The organism is Synechococcus sp. WC10meta (genome assembly GCF_047461475.1).
In genome coordinates, this window is record NZ_JANSHF010000005.1 from 36,645 (window position 1) to 54,862 (window position 18,218).

At 60.3% G+C, this 18,218-nt stretch carries 20 protein-coding genes and 1 tRNA gene; 13 read left to right on the plus strand and 8 right to left on the minus strand.

Going from position 1 to position 18,218, the window contains the following annotated elements; all coding sequences use genetic code 11:
• Window positions 1-48: 48 nt before the first annotated feature.
• The 3 genes from NW804_RS03720 (at window position 49) to NW804_RS03730 (ending at window position 1,793) form a co-directional block, all read left to right on the plus strand.
• Entirely contained in the window at window positions 49-390 is a 342-nt protein-coding gene (locus NW804_RS03720; RefSeq protein WP_414394984.1) for a histidine triad nucleotide-binding protein, read from the plus strand.
• A gap of 292 nt (window positions 391-682) precedes the next feature.
• Window positions 683-1,333: a precorrin-8X methylmutase gene (locus NW804_RS03725; protein ID WP_414409859.1), complete on the plus strand. Its 651-nt coding sequence runs from the start codon at window positions 683-685 to the stop codon at window positions 1,331-1,333.
• Between the two features lie 202 nt (window positions 1,334-1,535).
• Window positions 1,536-1,793 carry a hypothetical protein gene (locus NW804_RS03730; protein ID WP_414422892.1) on the plus strand — a complete coding sequence of 86 codons (258 nt, stop codon included), beginning with the start codon at window positions 1,536-1,538 and terminating at the stop codon, window positions 1,791-1,793.
• A gap of 3 nt (window positions 1,794-1,796) precedes the next feature.
• Here NW804_RS03730 and NW804_RS03735 read toward each other — a convergent pair whose 3' ends face one another.
• Together NW804_RS03735 and hflX are read right to left on the minus strand one after the other, a co-directional pair.
• Entirely contained in the window at window positions 1,797-3,527 is a 1,731-nt protein-coding gene (locus tag NW804_RS03735; RefSeq protein WP_414422893.1) for a diflavin flavoprotein, read from the minus strand.
• A gap of 123 nt (window positions 3,528-3,650) precedes the next feature.
• Window positions 3,651-5,381, minus strand: a complete 1,731-nt coding sequence (hflX, locus tag NW804_RS03740; protein WP_414422894.1) for a GTPase HflX — start codon at window positions 5,379-5,381, stop codon at window positions 3,651-3,653.
• A 158-nt stretch (window positions 5,382-5,539) separates the two neighbouring features.
• On the opposite strand from hflX, the gene NW804_RS03745 reads away from it, so the two are divergent.
• Window positions 5,540-6,814, plus strand: coding sequence for an amidohydrolase family protein (locus NW804_RS03745; RefSeq protein WP_414422895.1), 1,275 nt, complete (start codon window positions 5,540-5,542; stop codon window positions 6,812-6,814).
• A gap of 2 nt (window positions 6,815-6,816) precedes the next feature.
• On the opposite strand, the gene NW804_RS03750 is transcribed toward NW804_RS03745, so the two are convergent.
• The 4 genes from NW804_RS03750 to NW804_RS03765 are packed head-to-tail and all read right to left on the minus strand — an operon-like array spanning window position 6,817 to window position 9,101.
• The gene (locus NW804_RS03750; protein ID WP_414405246.1) at window positions 6,817-7,275 is read right to left on the minus strand and encodes an FxLYD domain-containing protein; all 459 of its coding nucleotides are present in this window, start codon (window positions 7,273-7,275) and stop codon (window positions 6,817-6,819) included.
• A 25-nt stretch (window positions 7,276-7,300) separates the two neighbouring features.
• On the minus strand, window positions 7,301-7,915 hold the full coding sequence (locus NW804_RS03755) for a 5-formyltetrahydrofolate cyclo-ligase (protein WP_414409741.1): 615 nt from the start codon (window positions 7,913-7,915) through the stop codon (window positions 7,301-7,303).
• 13 nt (window positions 7,916-7,928) lie between these two features.
• Complete coding sequence (locus NW804_RS03760) at window positions 7,929-8,402, minus strand: FKBP-type peptidyl-prolyl cis-trans isomerase (protein ID WP_414409742.1); 474 nt, start codon at window positions 8,400-8,402, stop codon at window positions 7,929-7,931.
• A 42-nt stretch (window positions 8,403-8,444) separates the two neighbouring features.
• Window positions 8,445-9,101 (minus strand): hypothetical protein, encoded by a 657-nt coding sequence (locus NW804_RS03765; protein ID WP_414422896.1) that lies wholly within the window; start codon window positions 9,099-9,101, stop codon window positions 8,445-8,447.
• A gap of 56 nt (window positions 9,102-9,157) precedes the next feature.
• Between NW804_RS03765 and cobJ the strand changes: the two genes are divergently transcribed.
• From cobJ to NW804_RS03790, 5 genes are all read left to right on the plus strand, one after another.
• Window positions 9,158-11,029: a precorrin-3B C(17)-methyltransferase gene (cobJ, locus tag NW804_RS03770; RefSeq protein ID WP_414422938.1), complete on the plus strand. Its 1,872-nt coding sequence runs from the start codon at window positions 9,158-9,160 to the stop codon at window positions 11,027-11,029.
• 205 nt (window positions 11,030-11,234) lie between these two features.
• A tRNA-Cys gene (locus NW804_RS03775) sits at window positions 11,235-11,306 on the plus strand.
• A 30-nt stretch (window positions 11,307-11,336) separates the two neighbouring features.
• Entirely contained in the window at window positions 11,337-12,497 is a 1,161-nt protein-coding gene (locus NW804_RS03780; RefSeq protein ID WP_414405250.1) for a pyridoxal-phosphate-dependent aminotransferase family protein, read from the plus strand.
• Between the two features lie 142 nt (window positions 12,498-12,639).
• Complete coding sequence (locus NW804_RS03785; RefSeq protein ID WP_414422897.1) at window positions 12,640-13,308, plus strand: PHP domain-containing protein; 669 nt, start codon at window positions 12,640-12,642, stop codon at window positions 13,306-13,308.
• A gap of 247 nt (window positions 13,309-13,555) precedes the next feature.
• Complete coding sequence (locus tag NW804_RS03790) at window positions 13,556-13,780, plus strand: DUF2997 domain-containing protein (RefSeq protein WP_414405253.1); 225 nt, start codon at window positions 13,556-13,558, stop codon at window positions 13,778-13,780.
• Between the two features lie 17 nt (window positions 13,781-13,797).
• Here the strand turns inward: NW804_RS03790 and NW804_RS03795 are convergent, their stop codons facing one another.
• The gene (locus tag NW804_RS03795; RefSeq protein WP_414405254.1) at window positions 13,798-14,025 is read right to left on the minus strand and encodes a hypothetical protein; all 228 of its coding nucleotides are present in this window, start codon (window positions 14,023-14,025) and stop codon (window positions 13,798-13,800) included.
• Window positions 14,026-14,209: 184 nt separating this feature from the next.
• Entirely contained in the window at window positions 14,210-14,620 is a 411-nt protein-coding gene (gene petE / locus NW804_RS03800; RefSeq protein WP_414394956.1) for a plastocyanin, read from the minus strand.
• A gap of 1,033 nt (window positions 14,621-15,653) precedes the next feature.
• Between petE and NW804_RS03805 the strand changes: the two genes are divergently transcribed.
• From NW804_RS03805 to NW804_RS03820, 4 genes are all read left to right on the plus strand, one after another.
• A complete protein-coding gene (locus NW804_RS03805; RefSeq protein WP_414409746.1) occupies window positions 15,654-16,052 on the plus strand; it encodes a hypothetical protein in 399 nt (132 codons plus the stop codon).
• 62 nt (window positions 16,053-16,114) lie between these two features.
• Window positions 16,115-16,333, plus strand: coding sequence for an NAD(P)H-quinone oxidoreductase subunit O (gene ndhO, locus NW804_RS03810; RefSeq protein WP_414394954.1), 219 nt, complete (start codon window positions 16,115-16,117; stop codon window positions 16,331-16,333).
• Window positions 16,334-16,364: 31 nt separating this feature from the next.
• Window positions 16,365-17,186, plus strand: coding sequence for a cell division protein FtsQ/DivIB (locus NW804_RS03815; protein ID WP_414422898.1), 822 nt, complete (start codon window positions 16,365-16,367; stop codon window positions 17,184-17,186).
• Window positions 17,187-17,352: 166 nt separating this feature from the next.
• The gene (locus NW804_RS03820; RefSeq protein WP_414420801.1) at window positions 17,353-18,111 is read left to right on the plus strand and encodes an energy-coupling factor ABC transporter ATP-binding protein; all 759 of its coding nucleotides are present in this window, start codon (window positions 17,353-17,355) and stop codon (window positions 18,109-18,111) included.
• Window positions 18,112-18,218: the final 107 nt, after the last annotated feature.

The window sequence follows — 18,218 nt, forward strand, 5'->3', positions numbered from 1 at the left end:
AGAGTCACAAACAGGTAGGCTAAGGGCAGAACTTGTTTGTCACCACCCATGAGCGACACGGTTTTCAGCAAGATCATCCGTAGGGAGATCCCCGCCCAAATTGTCTACGAAGACGAGAGGGCAATTGCTTTCAAAGACATTGCTCCCCAGGCCCCTGTCCACATCCTGGTGGTGCCCAAGGAGCCCATTCCCCGGATTTCCCAGGCCAAACCTGAGCATGAGGCGCTGTTGGGGCACCTACTGTTGACAGCCCAACGGGTGGCTGCTGCAGCTGGCCTAGACAAAGGCTACCGCTTGGTCATCAACGACGGAGAAGACGGTGGCCAAACTGTCTTTCATCTCCACATTCACGTTCTCGGCGGTCGACCCATGGGCTGGCCTCCCGGCTAGACGACGGTTTTGCCGCCAATGGGGGGCTTTATAGAGCGCTCCGCGCTGCCAGGGCGAGAAGGTGCAGACGTGTCAACCGGTGTCGAACGCGCTTGGGCAAGCGCTGTAGAGGGCAAATTTTGCCAACTGCGGGCATCGGCTGGCAGAGAGTTTACCCAAGGGCACTTAGCGGGGCTGGAGAGACAAGCACCTCTAGCTCTGTGGAGGCCCCGCCTTTAAGCAGGAGGCAGGGGAGGACGTCAAAGATACAATGCTGCTGTTAAGGGTAGCCGGCGGGCGAGGTCTAAAGCCGATGGAGTGGCATGTCACCGATGCGGAAAGCCTGATGATTATCGACCAAGAGGTGGGCAAGCATGGGCTTTCTCCTGCCGAATACGAGGTGGTGCGTCGGGTAATTTACGCTACCGCAGACTTCGAGTATCTCCACCTCATCCGGTTTGCCAACGAGGCTCTGCAAGCAGGGGCGGCAGCCCTGGCAGCGCGCACCACCATCGTGGTGGACGAGCCAATGGTGCAGGTGGGCATTGCGCGGGCTGTGCAGAACACCTTTTCCAACCCCATCTACTGCGGCAGCGAAGCTGTCACCCGCCCCCAGAAGGACAAGACCCGCTCTGCCTGGGGCCTGCAGACCCTGGCTCAGCGCTACCCGGAGGCCATCTTTGTCATCGGCCAGTCCCAGACTGCCCTCACCACCCTAGTGCAACTGATTACAGCGAAGGAAGTAGCCCCCGCCCTCGTGATCGCGACGCCGGCTGGGTTTGTGAACGTGGTGAAAGCCAAGCAGGAGCTGGCCGATTCGATGGTACCCCACATCCGCACCGAGGGACGTAAAGGCGGTCCCGCTGTAGCAGCGGCGGTGTTGGATGGACTTTTGGATCTGGCCTGGCAGGCCTACACGCAACCTGGCCGTGGGGATCGCCCAGGTAAACCTAGCCCTGGATAAGCCAAGATCACAAACGCCCTGGGATCCTGGTCACACCTTTCTAGGTTTCGTCTTGGCAAGCTGGGAGCTGCCTTCTTGGAGTGCAGCAGGGCGCCTAGTTATGCAACATTTCCGGCATTTCACTGGTTTTTGGAGGATCAGTTGCCTTCTGGCTGTAGCGTTTGGGCTGAGAGGGTGGGCCTATCCCGAGCAGGTGGCCGCTTTGCCCCTGTCTTCCCTCGCCGCCTCCCTAGATCTCAGCTTGGAGGAAGCCCAGCTCAACCCCTACCAGCGCTGGCAACAGCAGCATGCACCTTCTGCCGTTCCCTCTGCGGGTAGCAGCTTCTACCGCCTATCCCAACAAGCAGAGCAAGAAGCCCCAAAGCTGCCTTTTCCGCTCAAGGCAGAGGGGATTCCCTTGGGACAAGACAGCTCTTTTGTCTTGCATCCCAGCGGTCTAGGGTATCGGCTGTCTTATTGACGATCAGTAGTGATTCCCCACCTTTCGGTGGTGCACCGCAGTGAGGCCCTCGGGACTGGAGACCCGCCCTGCCTCAAGGATGCTGTAGACCACCCAGTGGTCACTGGTTTCTAGGCGGCTGGCCACGCGGCACTCCAGGTAGGCCAAGGCATCGGCAAGGATAGGGGATCCGTTGGCGGCAGGGTAGGTCTTGACGCCAGCAAAGCGGTCGGCCCCTGGAGGAAACCGCTTGAGAAAGTGGCGCATCAAGGACTGGTGATGGCCCTCCTGCAGCACGTTGAGGACAAAGGTGTCTCCCACTTGCAGGAAAGACTCGATGGCCCGATCCTTGGCCACCGCAACGCTGATCCCCGGCGGATCAGAGCTGGCCTGGGCTACCCAGGAGGCGAGCATGGCGCTAGTGGCCTGCCCTTTGCGGGCGGTGAGGATGTAAAGGCCATTGCTGATGCGACCCAGAGCGCGATCCAAGTCGGCGTCTAGGGCTTTCATCTGCTGAATGCTGCGATCCCGGGTCAGCCATTGCCCTAGGTCGGTGCCAGCCTCTTCCGCCAGTTGCAGCAGGGTTTCGTTCACAGGCTGCTTGAGGAGGATGGGCGGAAACACTTCCTTGGCACCCAGCTCCTGCAAAGTGTTGCGGCAGAGGTAGACCGACTCGTCGTCTTCTCCCCCCGACTCAAACAGGCCAAAGCCCTGCTTGCTGTGGGCAGCAGCCAGAAGAGTTTTCAGCAGCATCTGCGTGGTGGCTGCCTCGGGCCCCGATTGGGGGGGCATGCCGATCACCACACCGGCAGCCAAGCTGGTTAGCTCCCGCACCTCATGGGCATCCAGCAGCCGCAGATCCGCCAGCTCTACGGCAACGCCGGTTTTTTGGATCCCGCGGGCAATGGCTTGAGCCAGCGTTTCCGCCTGGCCATATCCCGACAGGTAGAAGACGGCCACCAGCCGTTCGGCTTTGGCCTGCTCTAGACTCCAGCGGCGGTAGTGCTCTACCCACTTAGACAAGTGATGCCGTAGTAGGGGGCCGTGGCCGGTGGCAATGGCCGCAATGGGAGGTAGGGCTTCCATGCGCTTGAGAGCCGAGAGCACGGAGCGGGCGTTGGGCGCCATGAGGCAGTCGTAGTAGAGCTTAAAGTCGGCCTGCAGCAGGTGGGGATGCTCATCCCAAGCCAAGTCGTCGCAGTAGTGCATCCCAAAGACGTCGCAGGTGTAGAGGATCTGGGTGCCGTGGTCGTAGGTGAGGATGGTGTCGGGCCAGTGCAGGTTGGGAGCCGAGATAAACTCCAGGACATGCCCCTTGCCCAGATCCAGGCGATCCCCCTGCTTCACCACCAGGTGCCGGAAGGGCCGATGCACCAGGTTTTCTAGAAATTGCACGGCCACTTTAGAGGCCACCACCGTCAGCTGGGGCGCCAGCTCCAACAGGTCCCCCACTAGGCCGCTGTGATCTGGCTCGGTGTGGCTGACCACCAGGTAGTCGATTGTGGCGGGATCCAGGAGGCCTCGCAGCAGATCCAAGTACAACTGCCGAAACTTCTCGTGGGAGGTGTCAATGAGGGCCACCTTCTCGCCGCGGATCAAAAAGGAGTTATAGGTGGTGCCATTTTCCAGGGCAAATTCGATGTCAAACCGATCCCGATCCCAGTCCTGGGAGCGGATGGCAAGGGTATCGGCGCCAATAGGCAGCGTCTGCAGTGTGAGATGCGCCGAGCGCGGTGCAACTGCCATAGCGGCCATGTCCTCCCCCTCTGCCAGACGGCAACTTGGCGTGTAACTGAACCTAATTGCAATGTAACTGAATGTTGAGGCAGGGGGAAGGGAGAGGACAGCCGGCAAGTTTGGATTTTCTAATGGAATGCTTTAGGGATCTGCCGCCAAGGAGCCGGAGCCAAAGGCAGCCGCAAACTGGGCCAAGGTGTGGCGCAACTGATCCAGGTTTTGGCCAGTGGCAGCGGAAACAAACAAAGCCTTGGGGTAGAGCAGGCGGACATCTTCCACCCACTCGGGATCCAGGCGGTCAATTTTGTTGAACACCAATTGTCGGGGACCGGTGGTCAGGGGCATCTGGTCCAGCAATTTTTCCACCGCCTCGATTTGCCCTTCCCAGTTGGGGTGGGAGAGATCCACCACGTGCAGCAGGGCATCGGCCTCCGTCACCTCCTCCAGCGTGGCCTGGAATGCCTCTACCAATTGCTCAGGCAGCTCAGTTAAAAATCCCACGGTGTCGGTCAAGAGCACCGCCTGCTGACCGGGCAGCTCCAGCCGCCGCGTGGTGGGATCCAGGGTGGCAAAGAGTTGGTCAGCCACGTAGACCTGGGCGTGGGTGAGGGCGTTGAGAAGGGTAGATTTACCAGCGTTGGTGTAGCCCACCAGGGCCACCACAGGAATTTGGGATCCCTCCCGCCGTTGGCGCAGCCGCTGGCGGTGGCGGCGCAGCTCTTCCACTTCCTGCCGCAGCTTGCTGATGCGCCGCTGGATGGCCCGCCGCTCCGTTTCCAACTGGGTTTCCCCCGGGCCGCGGGTGCCAATTCCACCCCCCAACCGCGACATGGTGCGACCGCGACCGGCTAAGCGGGGCAGCAGATACTGCAGTTGTGCCAGCTCCACCTGCAACTTCCCGGCCCGGGTTCTGGCCCGCTGGGCAAAGATATCCAGGATCACCTCGCTGCGATCCACCACTCGCACCCCCAGGGTCTCCTCTAGGTTGCGCACCTGGCTGGGGGTGAGCTCGCGGTCGAACACCACCAGGTTGGCCCCCAAATCCTGCACCAGCAAGGCCAACTCCTGGACTTTACCCGAGCCGATGACCGTGGCAGAATCGGGGCTCTCCCGCCGCTGCCAGATAGTTTGGAGCACCTGTCCGCCGGCGCTCTCCACCAAGCGGCCCAGTTCCGCCAAGGCGTCCATGAGATCCTCGTAGCTCTGGCCCGGCCCCTGCAGCCCCACTAGGATGGCCCGCTCCTGCTTGGGATCCACCTGGCGGGCAGTTGCTTGGCGCCGAAAGCCATCTTCTAGCTCCGTCACCAGCTCCTGCAGATCTTGTTCTGCCAGGGTCCCCAACGGCAAAGGCTCAGAAACCTGCCAACGGCGCCCTTCCTCCGGCACCAGATGGGCCAGGTAGGCGCACTTGACAAAGCCCGTGGTCCCTCCGCCGCGGCGCAGCCGTCCCTCTAGGGGAGAGACCGAGAGGGTAATGAGGGCATCCAGCCGCTGGAGAGCCATAGCTGTCAGCGCTTTTTGGCTAGGACCCCCTGGGCCCACTTGGGTGGTGATGCAGCGGATCCCGGACAGGCGCTCCGCCCCCTGGCGCGGCAGCTCCCAAGCCGGGATCTGCGTTTCAAAAGGGGATCCCAGCCCCACGCGAATCACTTGGCCCCGCCGATTGAGGTAAACACTGATGGGCTGGCTTTCCAGATCTTGAGTGAGGGCTCCCAGCCTTTGGGCAAACTCCACCGTCACCAGCCGATTGGGGGGCAGTCGCAGTTGGTAAAGACGTTGCAGTTGCTTGCGCTGATAGGGTTTTAGCCCCTTGGCCTGGGCAAGGCTCAAACCAAGGTCGGTCTGCTGGCGAGAGGCGCTAACCCTGGGCATAGGGAGGGGGAAGGACCCGAAAACAGGCTTTCCTCTACCATATACGTTAGTGGCTACCAGGAACTTGAGGGCAAACCCTAGGGAATCTCGGAGCAAGGCTGCTTTTGAGAAAGCTGCCGCTAGCAAGAAAAGGGTCAAGCTGGCTTGGGAAGAGGGGGATGGATTTAATCTTGCGCCGGGCCAATTTGCCGGATGGCCGTAAGGGAATCGACATCGGCATCGAGGGGGAGCGCATCGTTGCCCTGGAGGCAAATCTGCAGGCTACTGCTCCCCAGGAGATCGATGTGAGCGGCCGCTTGGTGTCGCCCCCCTTTGTGGATGCCCACTTTCACCTGGATGCTGCCCTCACCTACGGGATCCCGCGTGTCAACCAATCGGGCACCTTGCTGGAAGGGATCGCCCTCTGGGGAGAGTTGAAGCCACTGCTAACTCCGGAGGCGGTCATCGAGCGGGCTCTAACCTACTGCGACTGGGCAGTGGCGCGCGGGATCCTAGCCATCCGCGCCCATGTGGACGTGTGCGATCCCAACTTGTTGGCGGTGCGGGCCTTGCTGGAGGTCAAGCAAAAAGTATCCCCCTACCTGGATTTGCAACTGGTGGCCTTTCCCCAAGATGGCTACTACCGCTCGCCGGGGGCGGTGCAGCTTTTGGAGAAGGCTCTGGATTTGGGGGTGGAGGTGGTGGGTGGGATCCCCCACTTCGAGCGGACAATGGCCGAAGGAGCTGCTTCAGTGCGGGCTCTGTGCGAGATTGCAGCCGCGCGGGGCCTCCGGGTGGATCTGCACTGCGACGAAACAGACGACCCCCTCTCCCGCCACGTCGAGACCTTGGCCTATGAGACGCTGCGGCTGGGCCTGCAGGGTCGAGTGACGGCCTCCCACCTCACCTCGATGCACTCGATGGACAACGCCTACGTGAGCAAGCTAATCCCCCTAATGGCCGAGGCAGAGCTGGGAGTGGTCGCCAACCCGCTGGTCAACCTGGTGCTACAGGGCCGCCAGGACACCTACCCCAAGCGGCGGGGACTGACGCGAGTGCCAGAGCTGATGGCCGTCGGGCTGACGGTGGCTTTTGGCCAGGACTGTGTGATGGATCCCTGGTACCCTTTGGGCAGCGGCAACATGCTGGAAGTGGCCCACATGGCCGTCCACGCTGCCCAGATGACAGGCTATGAGCAGATGCGGCAGTGCTTCCTAGCGGTAACCGAAAACCCAGCCCGCCTGCTGGGCCTGGAGGGCTACGGGCTCCAGCCTGGCTGCCGCGCCGATTTGGTGGTGCTCCAAGCTGCCGATGTCGTCGAAGCCATTCGCCTCAAGCCACCCTGTCTGTATGTTTTCCGCCGGGGCCGCCTCATTGCCCAAACCCCGCCGGTGGTTGCCCAGCTCCATCTTCCAGGGCGCCCAGCCCAGGTGGAGTTTACCCGTCAGCTTTAAGGCTAACGGCGCACGGTGCCGCTGAAGCCGCTGGCCTTAAATTGCTCCAGGGTCAAGGGCAGGGGGCTGGTCACGGGCACGGAGATGCGAATGGAGAAGGGGCTTTCCCCAGGAGGAACTTCGGCAATTGCCCCCAGGCGGGTGCGCTCCGGCAGAACTTCGTTGCCGTTGGCATCATAGAGGCGACCAAAGACGTCGGCATTCAGCACGGTATTCTTGGAGCGGTTGACAACTGTGCCCTCGATAAACAGGCACCTGGCCGGTATGGGGTTGCCGTTGCTGGTTACCAGGTTGGTGTATTCAGGGGTATCGGGGCAGGAGGTGACGTGGAGATCCTTAAGTTGCAGCGGGATCTTCCCAAAACCCGCTAGGAGCGCCGCCAAGACCACCCAAGCCAGACTCCAAGCAAGGGAAGAGAACCTTTGGGCTAGACGCTGCCTGTGCTCCCAAACTTGGCTCATGCTCTCTCCTCCAAGGCCTACCCCCTTAGTCTAGGGGATTCCTTGCTGGGTAAAACCCCTCTTCGGTTTGGATCCCGTCCAGGCGCTGATCCCAGGGATCGCAGGGGAGGGGCTGCTCCAGCAGACAGGCCTGCGGGACAATGCCCCACTTGGGCACGGTGGGATTTGGTAGGGAGGCTAGAAACCAGTCATAGTATCCTCCTCCGTAGCCTAAGCGCCTCCCCCAGCGATCGCAGGCCAGGGCAGGCACGAGGATTAAATCCGCCTCGCCCGGGTCGACAACGGGGCTGGTGGAGGAGGGTTCCAGCAAACCCCAGCGGTTGGGGACTAGCTCAGCCGGATTGTAGCGGTGCCAGCGCAACTGCCGCTGGGGCAAGCAGCGAGGGATCCCCCACTGCTTCTCTGGAAAAAGGACAAATAGGGATCCCAGATCCACCTCTGAGCCGAAAGCCACATAAGCCAGGATGGTTTTGGCGGCCAGGATTTGGGAACAAGAGGCCAAATGAGCCACGATCTTTTGGCTGATAAGAGCTCGATCCAACCCCTGCCGTAGCTGGCGAAAGTGCTGGCGCAGATAGGCCTTTGCTGAGGCAGGATCTGCTGCAGCCTCAGGAAGCTGAGGGAGAGAAAGTTGCTGCACAGGCCCAACGAGATTACTGGATGGCCAGCAACTCCACCTCAAAGTCTAGGGTGGCGTTGGGAGGGATCACGCCGCCAGCACCGCGGCTGCCGTAGGCCAACTCCGGCGGGATGCGCAAGTACCGCTTACCCCCCACGCGCATCGTGGCCAGACCTTCTTCCCAGCCAGGGATCACCTGCCCTGCCCCGTAGGTAAAGGTAAAGGGTTGATTGCGCTTGTAGGAGCTATCGAAGACCGTACCATCCTGAAGTTTGCCCACGTAGTTCACCACCACCTTTTGCCCTGGCTGCGGGGAAGGCCCTGTCCCTTCCACAATGTCGTAGTACTGCAAGCCCGACTCGGTAGTGATGAAATCCTTGGCTTGGGATGGGGCGGTAACTGCCGGATTGTCTTTGGCTCGGGACAGAGCTGTTGCTGGCAGTCCAATCCCTGCCCACAGGCAAAGCAAGGCCAAGCCCACCAGCAGCACCCGTTGCGTTGCTTTCATCGGCGTTTCCTTAGCTGTTGCTGTTATGGTACCAGGATTGCCTCAGCTCCTCAGCTCGGCAAATTCGATGATTTGGCCTTGCGGATCCCGCACCCAGAAAACCAAGGGCTTCTCGGAGCGGACACTGTTGCGGATCCCTTGTTTGTTAATCCGCCTCAGGAGGGCCTTGAGGGCCTCCCGCTCATAGCTGGCGTGGCGATAGCGAGCGCTGCCGCTGCGGCCTGCCGCCGTCCCGTAGGTTGACAAAGGCCTGGAGGAGCCACTGTAGGGGGTAGCAGCCGCATAGGGATCCGTAGAGCCAGGGATCACGTGCAGTTGCACCGCGTCAGAGAGTTGGTACCAAAGGCCAGCAGTATCGAGGGTTTTCGAGGCGGGCTGGCCCTTGGCGTCAAGGCGGGAGCCAAGGCCAAGATCCCCCGGGAAGTAGACGGAGCCCAGGCTAGAGCTGACGACGCTTTGCTCATAGCCGTAGTAGTACTGCAACGGCAGCTCCGCCTCCGGCAGCTTCAACACCTTCTCGTAGAACCCCCTTGCCTGCTCCAGATCGGGCACGATGATGGTGTAGACCCGCGGTGCGCCGCTCAAAAATGTCCACATCGCCCCGCCATAGGCTGAAAGCAGTAAAAACATCAGCCCCTTTGTGGAAAGCAAAGCCTCCAGCGGAATGAGGGGCAGCAGCAGTCCAAGGGGGCCCAACATCGGCACTGTCCGTGGGTGACTCTATAGTCCAGTATAGGACTCTCCCCTCCCAGGTGATGAAGCTTGCCCTGTTTGCCCCTACTCCCCGCGGTCGCCAGTTGGCCCAGCCTTTGCTGTCGCTGCTGCCGGAGGAGTGGATCTGCTGGAGCAAGGCCAACTCCCAAGGAGAGCCCCTGCCTCCGCCCTGGCAAGCTTACGGGGATCCCCTACCCGGATCCCTAGCGGCAGCAGTGGCCCAGAGCTGGCCGCAGGTGCAGGGCTGTATCTTTGTCTTGCCCGTTGGGTCGGTGGTGCGGCTCATTGCTCCCCTCTTGCGGGACAAATACCGGGATCCGGCAGTGGTGGTGGTGGACGAAGCTGGCCGCTGGGCCATCAGCCTCTGTGGCGGACATGTGGGGGGAGCTGATGCCTTGGCGCGGCGGGTGGCGGCTGCTTTGGGAGCCGAGCCCGTCCTCACCTCCGCCTCGGAGGGGCTGGGGATCCCGCCTGTGGATTTGCTGGGGGATCCCTACGGTTGGCGGCGGGGCGCTGGCGATTGGAACGAGGTGGCTGCTGCTTTGGCGCGAGGAGAGCCAGTGGCTGTTGAGCAAACCTGTGGCATGCAGCTCTGGCGGCGGGCTTGGCCGGCAGATCACCCTCTCTTGAGCACTGCTCCTAGCCAGGCGGTGGCCCAGATCCGGATCAGCGAGTATTCAACTTCTTTGGACAAGAACAAGATCCCCACCGTTCACTGGCATCCGCGGGTGCTGTGGGTGGGGGTGGGCTGCGAGCGGGGCACTAGCCGCGCCTGGCTAGAGGGATCCCTGCGGCGCCTGTTCCAGAGCCAGGGGCTGGCTTTCGAGGCCATTGCTGGCTTGGCGACCCTAGAGCTGAAACGGGATGAGGCGGGACTTGTGGAGCTGGCCCAAGCCTACGGCTGGCCCATTCAGTTTTTCTCGGCCGAGGCCCTGGCGGGGATCCCGGTTCCCCACCCTTCGGAGGCGGTGCAACAGGCGGTGGGCACCCCTTCGGTAGCGGAGGCGGCTGCCCTTTTGGCGGCCCAGCGCTGCTCAGGGGATAGCGATCCAGCCCCAGGGAGAGCTACTCTCCTCTGCCCCAAGCAGGTCTTTGCCTCCGAAAGCGAGGGAGCTTGTACCCTAGCCATTGCCCGCGCTGCCCGAGAGTATTCGCCTCGCGCCGGGCACCTGTGGCTGATTGGCACCGGCCCTGGGGATCCCGCCCAATTGACGCTGGCTGCCCGGCTGGCTTTGGCCCAAGCCGACGCGGTAATCGGCTACCAGCTCTACCTGGACTTGGTGGCGCCCCTCCTGCGCCCCGGCCAGATTTGCGAAGCCTTTCCCATCACGCAGGAGGTGCAGCGAGCGCAGCGAGCCATTGCCCTGGCCCAGCAGGGGCTGCAGGTGGCGGTGATCTCTTCGGGAGATGCGGGGATCTACGGCATGGCTGGGCTGGTGCTGGAGTGCCTGGCCCATGCCGGCTGGGATGGGATCCGCCCCTCTGTGGAGGTGCTGCCGGGGATCTCTGCGCTTCAGGCTGCTGCTGCCCGGCTAGGGGCACCCCTGATGCAGGACTTTTGCGCCATTTCCCTCTCGGACCAGCTCACTCCCTGGCCGACCATCGAGCAACGCCTGCAGGCCGCTGCCCAGACTGACTTTGTGGTAGCTCTGTATAACCCTCGCTCGCCGCAGCGCTTGGATCCCTTTCTCAAGGCGCTGCAGATCTTTCGCCGAGCCCGCTCTGCCCGTACCCCGGTGGCAGTGGCCCGCAACCTCTACCGCCCCGGCGAGACCCTCCACCTCACCACGCTGGGGGAGGTAGATCCCGAGGCGGTGGATATGTTCACCCTGGTCTTGATCGGCAACTCGCAGACCTTTCGCTACGGCAGGTGGCTAATCACCCCCCGCGGCTACCCCTTGGGTAAGACTTAAAACACCCTGAGATGCCGAGGATTCAACTGCAGCCACCGGGGAAGCTCAAGCCGCCTTTTGGTTTGGCAACGTTTTCGGGCAGTTGCCAGCGAAAAAAGTATGGGCGAGGGTGTCGATGCCTAGCCGAACCGAGAGCTGCTACCATTGACGGCGGCAAGTGGAAGAGGGATCCCCTTTTCGGATTACGATAATCTATGAGCAGTAGGGTGGCGTAGCCAAGTGGTAAGGCAGAGGTCTGCAAAACCTCTATGCGCCAGTTCGAATCTGGCCGCCACCTCTTGAAGCTGACCTCCCCAGCGGGACACGCATGAAAGACAAGTTAATGTTGATGATCCCGGGCCCCACTCCCGTTCCCGAGAGTGCGCTGCTGGCCATGGCGCGGGGGCCCATCGAGCACCGCAGCAAAGAGTTCACCGCCATTCTGGAAGAGGTGACGGATGGGCTGCGCTGGCTGCACCAGACTACTTCGGATGTGTTTGTCTTTGCCTCCAGCGGCACCGGGGCGATGGAAGCCGGGATCCTCAACACCCTCAGCCCTGGGGATCGCGTCTTGGTAGGGGTCAACGGCAAGTTTGGCGAGCGCTGGGCCGAGATGTCGGAGCAATTTGGCCTGCAGTGCGAGCGGATAGAAACCCCCTGGGGCGTGCCCTATCCCGTCGAAGTCTTCCAGGAGAAGCTGGCTGCTGACCGGGAGAAGACCATCAAGGCGGTCATCCTCACCCATTCAGAAACCTCTAGCGGCGTGGCCAACGATGTGCAGGCCATTGCGGCTGCCGCCCGCGAGCATGGGGAAGCCTTGGTAATTGTGGATGCCGTCACCAGTTTGGGAGCCATGCCGGTGCCCATGGACGAGTGGGGCTTGGATGTAGTGGCCTCTGGATCACAGAAGGGCTACATGATCCCGCCAGGGCTGGGGTTTGTAGCTGTTAGCCCGCGGGCCATGGCTGCTGCCGAGCGCTCTCGCTTTCCCAAGTACTACTGGAGCTTTAAGCTTGCCCAAAAAGCCCTGCGCCAAGGCACCACTCCCTTTACGCCGGCAGTGAACCTGTTCTACGCCCTACAGGTTACCCTGCGCCTAATGCGGGCCGAAGGATTGGAGGCCATCTACCGCCGCCATGCCCGCTTGGCCCAGGCCACCCGCGCCGGTGTCAAGGCCCTGGGGCTGAAGCTTTTGGTCAACCCCGAGTCAGCAGCCAGCCCCTCGGTAACAGCCGTGCTGGCTCCGGAAGGGATCAACGCCGACACCCTCCGCAGCACCCTGAAGAAACACTTCGACATTGCCCTTGCTGCTGGCCAAGATCACCTCAAGGGCAAGATCTTCCGCATCGGCCACCTGGGCTTCGTGAGCGAGCGCGACATTCTCACAACCCTGGCTGCTCTGGAATCGACCCTGCACACCCTGGGCTACAGCGACTTCTCTCCTGGAGCAGCTCTCAAAGCGGCCGAAGAGATCTTGGCCAACCCCTAGGGATCCCTGGCCCATTCTGTAGCTCTTGACACCTAGCGACCCTCCCTTGCCCTGGCTAGAATGGGTGAACCTGCTTAACAAAAGATAAAACTCCAAAGTTTACTGCTCTGGAGAGATGCCTGGTTGAGACTCAAGGGCTGTCATGCTGATTAGTTTGCAACGGGATCCCTGTCAAACTGCTTCGGCAGCAGAGTTGCGGCGAGTGCTGCAAGGGATCGGCCCCCTTTCTTGTCCCTGGCAGTACAACTTTCACCTGCACACCCGCTGTTCGGATGGGCAAATGGATCCGGTGGAACTGGCGGAGCAGGCGCGCCGGCATGGCCTCCAGGGCCTGGCCATCACCGATCACCACACCCTGAAGGGTTACCAACAGGCCCGCGCCCACCTGGATCGCCCCGATGATCCCATCCTCTGGTCGGGGATCGAGATTACAGCCAACTTGCTGGGCTGCGAGGTGCATATTCTTGGCTACGGGTTTGATCCTGCCGACCCCGCTTTGGATCCCTACATCCAAGGCGAGCAAGTGCCCGGCCTGGGTGCTGCTGAGGCCATTGGGGCCATTCAAGCGGCGGGAGGGTTGGCGGTGTTGGCCCATCCCTTTCGCTACTGGCTGCCTGCAGAAGTCCTCGTCCCGGCAGCAGCGGCCCTAGGAATCGACGGCCTCGAAGTCTACTACGCCTACAAGAATCCGGAACCTTGGGCTCCCAGCCCAGAAGAGACGGCGATCGGGGAGGAGTTGGCCCAGACCTACGGACTCTTGAAAACCTGTGGCACCGATTCCCACGGTTCCAGCATCCTCAGGCGTATTTAGCCGGCTCCACCTAGGGGCGGGGATAGAGCAACTGGCCCAGGCGGCGCAACTGCTTGGCCGTGCCCATACACTGATCCCCTGGTTGCAAAAAGGTGCTGCCGCTGGGTTCGCCAAGAAGCTGGCCGTCTGCTCCATAAAAAGCTCACAGGGCTTAGGGTGATGAGCTCCCACCCATTGCCACTGCTTGCAAGGGGGGGGACGCACCGAGGCCATGGAGCCAATACAATGGGGAGGAGGAAAAGGGTTGTTGAGCAGGCAGATGCCCGAGTACGTCAAGATCGAGTATCGGATCGACAAAAATGGGCAGGTAACGGAGACCGTGCTAAACGGTAACGGCTCCAGTTGTACGCTAGCGACTGCGGAGCTGGAAGCAGCCCTTGGAACGGTGCAAAAACGAGAGCTGCTGCCTGAGTTTCATCAGCCGGCAGAAACTGAGATAGAATCACGGGTTTCTTTGCAACAAACCTGCTGAGTCCCACCTCTACCTGCTCATTTTCTCTTCTTGCCCCTCTTGCCGGCGTTGGCAGCCCGCGCCGCCTCAACTGCTCCTTGGAACAGCCAAACGGCTAGGGGAGCGGCCACGATCAAGATGATGCTAGTGGGGCCAACGCCAAAGTCCGGCTCACCAGAAGCCAACTCGAAGATTGAGCCCACAGCGGCAATGGCGCTGACGCAGGAAACCGCTAGGAGCAGGTAGCTTTTGACAGGGGTGGTCATGGGGAACCCGTCTGGAGACTACAGCTAGGGGCTAGGGCCTGTCCAGCCTAAGAGCAAGCCGGCTAGACTTCTCTTCGCAAAAAAGCCCCCTCCTCCTTGAGAGGGCTAGCTTTTTTTCTATACTACTACGGGTAGGGCTCCGCCCCAGCAGGCCGAAGTCGGGGTTGCTAGCCTACAGTTCGATTTACCCCTTGACAATGATCTTGCCAACCATTCCGGCTCCCCGATGGGGCGTGCAGTAGTAGGTGTACTCGCCCGGTGGGACATCGACAAAGGCCGTCTCGACCACTTGGCTGGGAGCAGTGAGCAGGGCCTTGTGGGAGAGCTTGGCTGCCAGGGCCGCATCGCCACCGGGTACTTTGTCGAAAACGATGTTGTGGGGATAGACCTTGTTGTTGACCCACCGAACAGTATCCCCTTGCTGGATGGTGAGGACAGGGGGATCGTAAATGAGCTGGGCCTTATCGGAGCCCATTTTGACCGTGTAGGTTTCAGCAGCAGCAGGGTTGGACAAAAACGCCCCTGCAGCCATCCCGAGCACAAGGGTGAGGAGAACAAGCTGTAGACGCTTTGCCAGGTTAAAAACAAACAACATGGATCTCTCTCAAAACGTAACAGCACCTACTCTTCTGCTGCTTGGCCACCGCTTTCCAAGCTGTGAAGCGTGCCTGGTCATGCAGGAGGAGTGACAGCTCTATCTTAACCCAACTTTAGGCATCTTTAAGCATGGAAAGCATCTTTTTTGCCAGAACCAGAATCAGTTAAACTACGCGGTGGGACATCCCGGGTCTGCTCGCTGACGGCTCTTGCGAAAGCTCCCCGTTAAAGCGAGAAGCCCACGCTGCACCTACCTACAGGATCAGCGCTGGGAGTATGTCACGTGTAGGGCGGCCATGCCTCAGATTGCCCCTGCGTTCATGGCCAGCTTCCAAGAGGCTTCTGGCAAAATCTGGACCTGCCCCATTAGCACTGCCCTAAGCTTAGGCAGACTCCTCAGGCTGGAGGTGCGCTACTAGCAGAGGTGAAGGTTCTTCCCAGCGGCTTTGTAGCAGCTCTTTGGCTTGAGAGGGATCCGCCGCCTCCCCTAGATACCCACCACCTATACCTAGACTGGTATTGCAGGTTTTTAGGGCCAGAGGTGGGCAATTTCCCGAAGCCTAACCTCGTTCAGGAAAGCAATGCTAAAGTGCCGCTTGCGCAGCAGGCTATTTGAGGTAAATTGGCGGATTCGTAGGACTTCCTCAACAACGGACTGAATAGTGATAGCTTTTGTCAGATTGAGTTGGATCGAATGCTGTTTAACTGATTTCGAGAGTTAAGGCCTATCTCTAGAAGAAAGCCAGAACGGTTTTTTTGGCAGCATACGGACCAGCCGCTGGGGTCCCTAGGGCTCTAGAGTAGGCTGGCTGTCCTCAAGGGGCCATTGGGTTAAAAGTTCTTTCCTGGGAAGGTCTTCCCAGCTTGAGCGCTTGAGTAAGCAATCCTTGCTGTAGGTAGGAGGCGCACTAGCCCAAGTTAGCTTAACATGGTTTCAGAGGTGGGCCAGGCGTTACCTTACGTAACCGCAGCTAACTGACCCAGCCTCTAGAGATTGGCTCCTCTTTCCTTGCACTGCAGGCAAAAAGACAATGGTAGGCATCTTCAGGCGCTTTTTCGGCTCTCGTGGTCGAGCAGCTTCCCAAAGCTTATCAGAAACGGTTTCCCAGCCGGCCAAAAAGAAAGACAACACCTTCTTTCTCAACCCGGATGAGGCCAAGACCCTTGGCAACATCGAATACATGCGCACTCCTAGAACTGTGAAGCACACCTTCAAAGACTTTGGCTCTGGCGGCAAGATAGAGGTGGTGGAGGAGGTGTCTTCCTTGAGCAAGGTTAAGTTGACTGAAGAAAAAAGCAAAGCTCCTGAACCTGTTGCCGAACAGGGCTCCCCCACCTCCAACAGCGGCAGCGGAGTGGCCTCACGCCGCGGAGGAGGATCTGACCTAGATAGGTTCCGCGAGATGGCTCGCAGCTTACGGAAAAAGTAGGCTAGCCGCGAGTGGACTAGCGCCCAGATTCAACCCATCAATCAGCACCGAAGGGAAAGACAATGGCAATCAAGCGAGGCACCCTGGTAAGAGCCATCCGTGAGAAGCTGCAGGGCAGCTTGGAAGCCCAAGCCAGTGATCCCATGATCCCCAACTACGTCTTTGACACGGCTGGAGAAGTGGTGGAGATTAAGGGAGACTACATCCAGATTAAGTTTGGAGCTGTTCCCACCCCTCCGATCTGGCTGCGGGTTGATCAGGTCGAGGAAATTGCCGGTTAGGTTGCTCCCTGCCGGAAGAAAGAGGGAGGCAATGGTATCTCTTGCTCCGCCCAGCCGCGAGCAACTTTTGCGACGGCGGCAACTTCTGCGCCAAGAGCGGCGTCGCCGTTTTTGGCAGGGATCCTGGCGCTTGGCCAGTTCCACAGCTCTCCTGCTACTGCTGGTGCAAAGCCTGCAGCGGCCCTACTGGCAAATTCGTCGACCAGAGCAGATTCAGGTCAGCGGTAACCACTGGGTGGATCCCGACTGGATCCGGGGGCAATTGCCTCTGACCTATCCGATAAACATCTGGCAGGTGCAGCCAGCAGCGTTGGAAAAAGCCTTGCTGGGATCCCCGGCTTCCCCTTTCCAGAGCGTCCAGGTGCGGCGGCGGTTGCTGCCAGTGGGAGTTGTTGTCCAGGTGCAGGAACGGCAGCTGATTGCCCGTGCTCGCCGAGGCGACCAAACGGGTTGGGTGGATCGAGAGGGCAACTGGCTGCCCCCGGATCCCTACCGTTTCCTTGAGTCCTTGCCCGAGTTGGAGGTGCTGAGCTGGGAGAGCCACCCACCCGAGCAATGGGCGCCACTGCTCGAAGCCCTGCAACTGTCTGAAGTTCCAATCAGGGCAGTGGATTGGCACGCCGGCGGAGGGATTACCCTACACACTGAGCTGGGCAATGTTTATCTGGGGCCGCTTTCTGACCGCCTGCCCTTGCAAATTCAAATCCTCAACCAAATGCGGGATCTGGGCCGCTACTGCGAGTGTACGCCCGAGGAAATTCTCCAGATTGATCTAAGCAGCCCCAGCGTGCCCACCTTGCAGCTTACCCCCGCCGCCATGCAGAGGCGCCAGAAGGATCTGGAGCAACGCTAGACTATTCCCTTGGCTAAAGCCAACTCCATCCCGCAGGTGTGAAGGTAGCTCTGTCCCTGGCCTTGGCTGCCTGCGCTGGGGGGCTAGCTTGCAGACCAGGGTCAGAGTTTGCTGCATAGTAGTGTAGTCGTCTTACGTTGGAGGGCGGCTAGATCCTGGGGCTGCCGTGCCGCGTTTTTTTCTGATGAAGACAAGGCCAGCGGTGGAGGTTAGCCAGTTGTGGGTCGCCTACCCTGGTTGCCCACTGGTTCTGCAAGGGGTGGATCTCAGAGTTGAAGTTGGCCAGCGGGTGGGGGTTATCGGCCCCAATGGTGCCGGCAAAACTACCCTGTTCCTTGCTCTTGCGGGTCTCTTGCCCCTCCGCGCTGGGCAGATTACGTTGTTTGGGGAGCCGCTGCAACCTGGCCAATTTCGGCCTGAGGTGGGGCTAGTGTTTCAGGATCCCGATGACCAACTGTTTGCCGCCTCTGTGGCGGAGGATGTGGCCTTTGGACCGCGCAATCTCGGTTGGCCTGAAGCGGAGATTATCGCCGCCGTACAGTCAGCCCTGCAGAGGACTGGCACCCTGCATCTAGCCAATCGCCCACCCCACCGCCTCTCCAGTGGCGAAAAGCGTCTGATTGCCATCGCTGGGATCCTGGCGATGCAGCCCCAGTTGGTGCTCTACGACGAGCCGACCGCTAACCTGGATCTGCGGGCGCGACGGCAGCTAATCGCCTTTTTCCAGCAAGTAGGCCACACCTTTCTGCTGGCCTCCCACGATCTGGAGCTGATCCTTGAGGTGTGCGATTGGGTGATCCTTTTGGATCAAGGCCGCGTCTGGGCTCAGGGATCCCCCAGGCAGCTGCTAAGCCAAGCCGGCCTCTTGGAAGCGCATAGTTTGGAGGTGCCCCCTTCGCTGCGCTGTCAGGGAAAGAGTGGCTAAGCTGGTGACTCTGAAGAGAAGGAGTGTCAAGAACTGTTTGTTAACAGTTAACAACAGTCGTGCTTTCTTAATAAAAGCTATCACTCCAATTAAGAATATTGATTTTT

Bases quoted from the DNA above. Each gene is read 5' to 3' on its own strand.
- NW804_RS03815 (WP_414422898.1), top strand. From the start codon at position 16,365: ATGGTATCTCTTGCTCCGCCCAGCCGCGAGCAACTTTTGCGACGGCGG.
- petE (WP_414394956.1), bottom strand. From the start codon at position 14,620: ATGTTGTTTGTTTTTAACCTGGCAAAGCGTCTACAGCTTGTTCTCCTC.
- NW804_RS03805 (WP_414409746.1), top strand. From the start codon at position 15,654: ATGGTAGGCATCTTCAGGCGCTTTTTCGGCTCTCGTGGTCGAGCAGCT.
- hflX (WP_414422894.1), bottom strand. From the start codon at position 5,381: ATGCCCAGGGTTAGCGCCTCTCGCCAGCAGACCGACCTTGGTTTGAGC.
- NW804_RS03795 (WP_414405254.1), bottom strand. From the start codon at position 14,025: ATGACCACCCCTGTCAAAAGCTACCTGCTCCTAGCGGTTTCCTGCGTC.
- NW804_RS03725 (WP_414409859.1), top strand. From the start codon at position 683: ATGGAGTGGCATGTCACCGATGCGGAAAGCCTGATGATTATCGACCAA.
- cobJ (WP_414422938.1), top strand. From the start codon at position 9,158: ATGAAGCTTGCCCTGTTTGCCCCTACTCCCCGCGGTCGCCAGTTGGCC.
- NW804_RS03785 (WP_414422897.1), top strand. From the start codon at position 12,640: ATGCTGATTAGTTTGCAACGGGATCCCTGTCAAACTGCTTCGGCAGCA.
- NW804_RS03780 (WP_414405250.1), top strand. From the start codon at position 11,337: ATGAAAGACAAGTTAATGTTGATGATCCCGGGCCCCACTCCCGTTCCC.
- NW804_RS03735 (WP_414422893.1), bottom strand. From the start codon at position 3,527: ATGGCCGCTATGGCAGTTGCACCGCGCTCGGCGCATCTCACACTGCAG.
- ndhO (WP_414394954.1), top strand. From the start codon at position 16,115: ATGGCAATCAAGCGAGGCACCCTGGTAAGAGCCATCCGTGAGAAGCTG.
- NW804_RS03765 (WP_414422896.1), bottom strand. From the start codon at position 9,101: ATGTTGGGCCCCCTTGGACTGCTGCTGCCCCTCATTCCGCTGGAGGCT.
- NW804_RS03720 (WP_414394984.1), top strand. From the start codon at position 49: ATGAGCGACACGGTTTTCAGCAAGATCATCCGTAGGGAGATCCCCGCC.
- NW804_RS03750 (WP_414405246.1), bottom strand. From the start codon at position 7,275: ATGAGCCAAGTTTGGGAGCACAGGCAGCGTCTAGCCCAAAGGTTCTCT.
- NW804_RS03760 (WP_414409742.1), bottom strand. From the start codon at position 8,402: ATGAAAGCAACGCAACGGGTGCTGCTGGTGGGCTTGGCCTTGCTTTGC.
- NW804_RS03745 (WP_414422895.1), top strand. From the start codon at position 5,540: ATGGATTTAATCTTGCGCCGGGCCAATTTGCCGGATGGCCGTAAGGGA.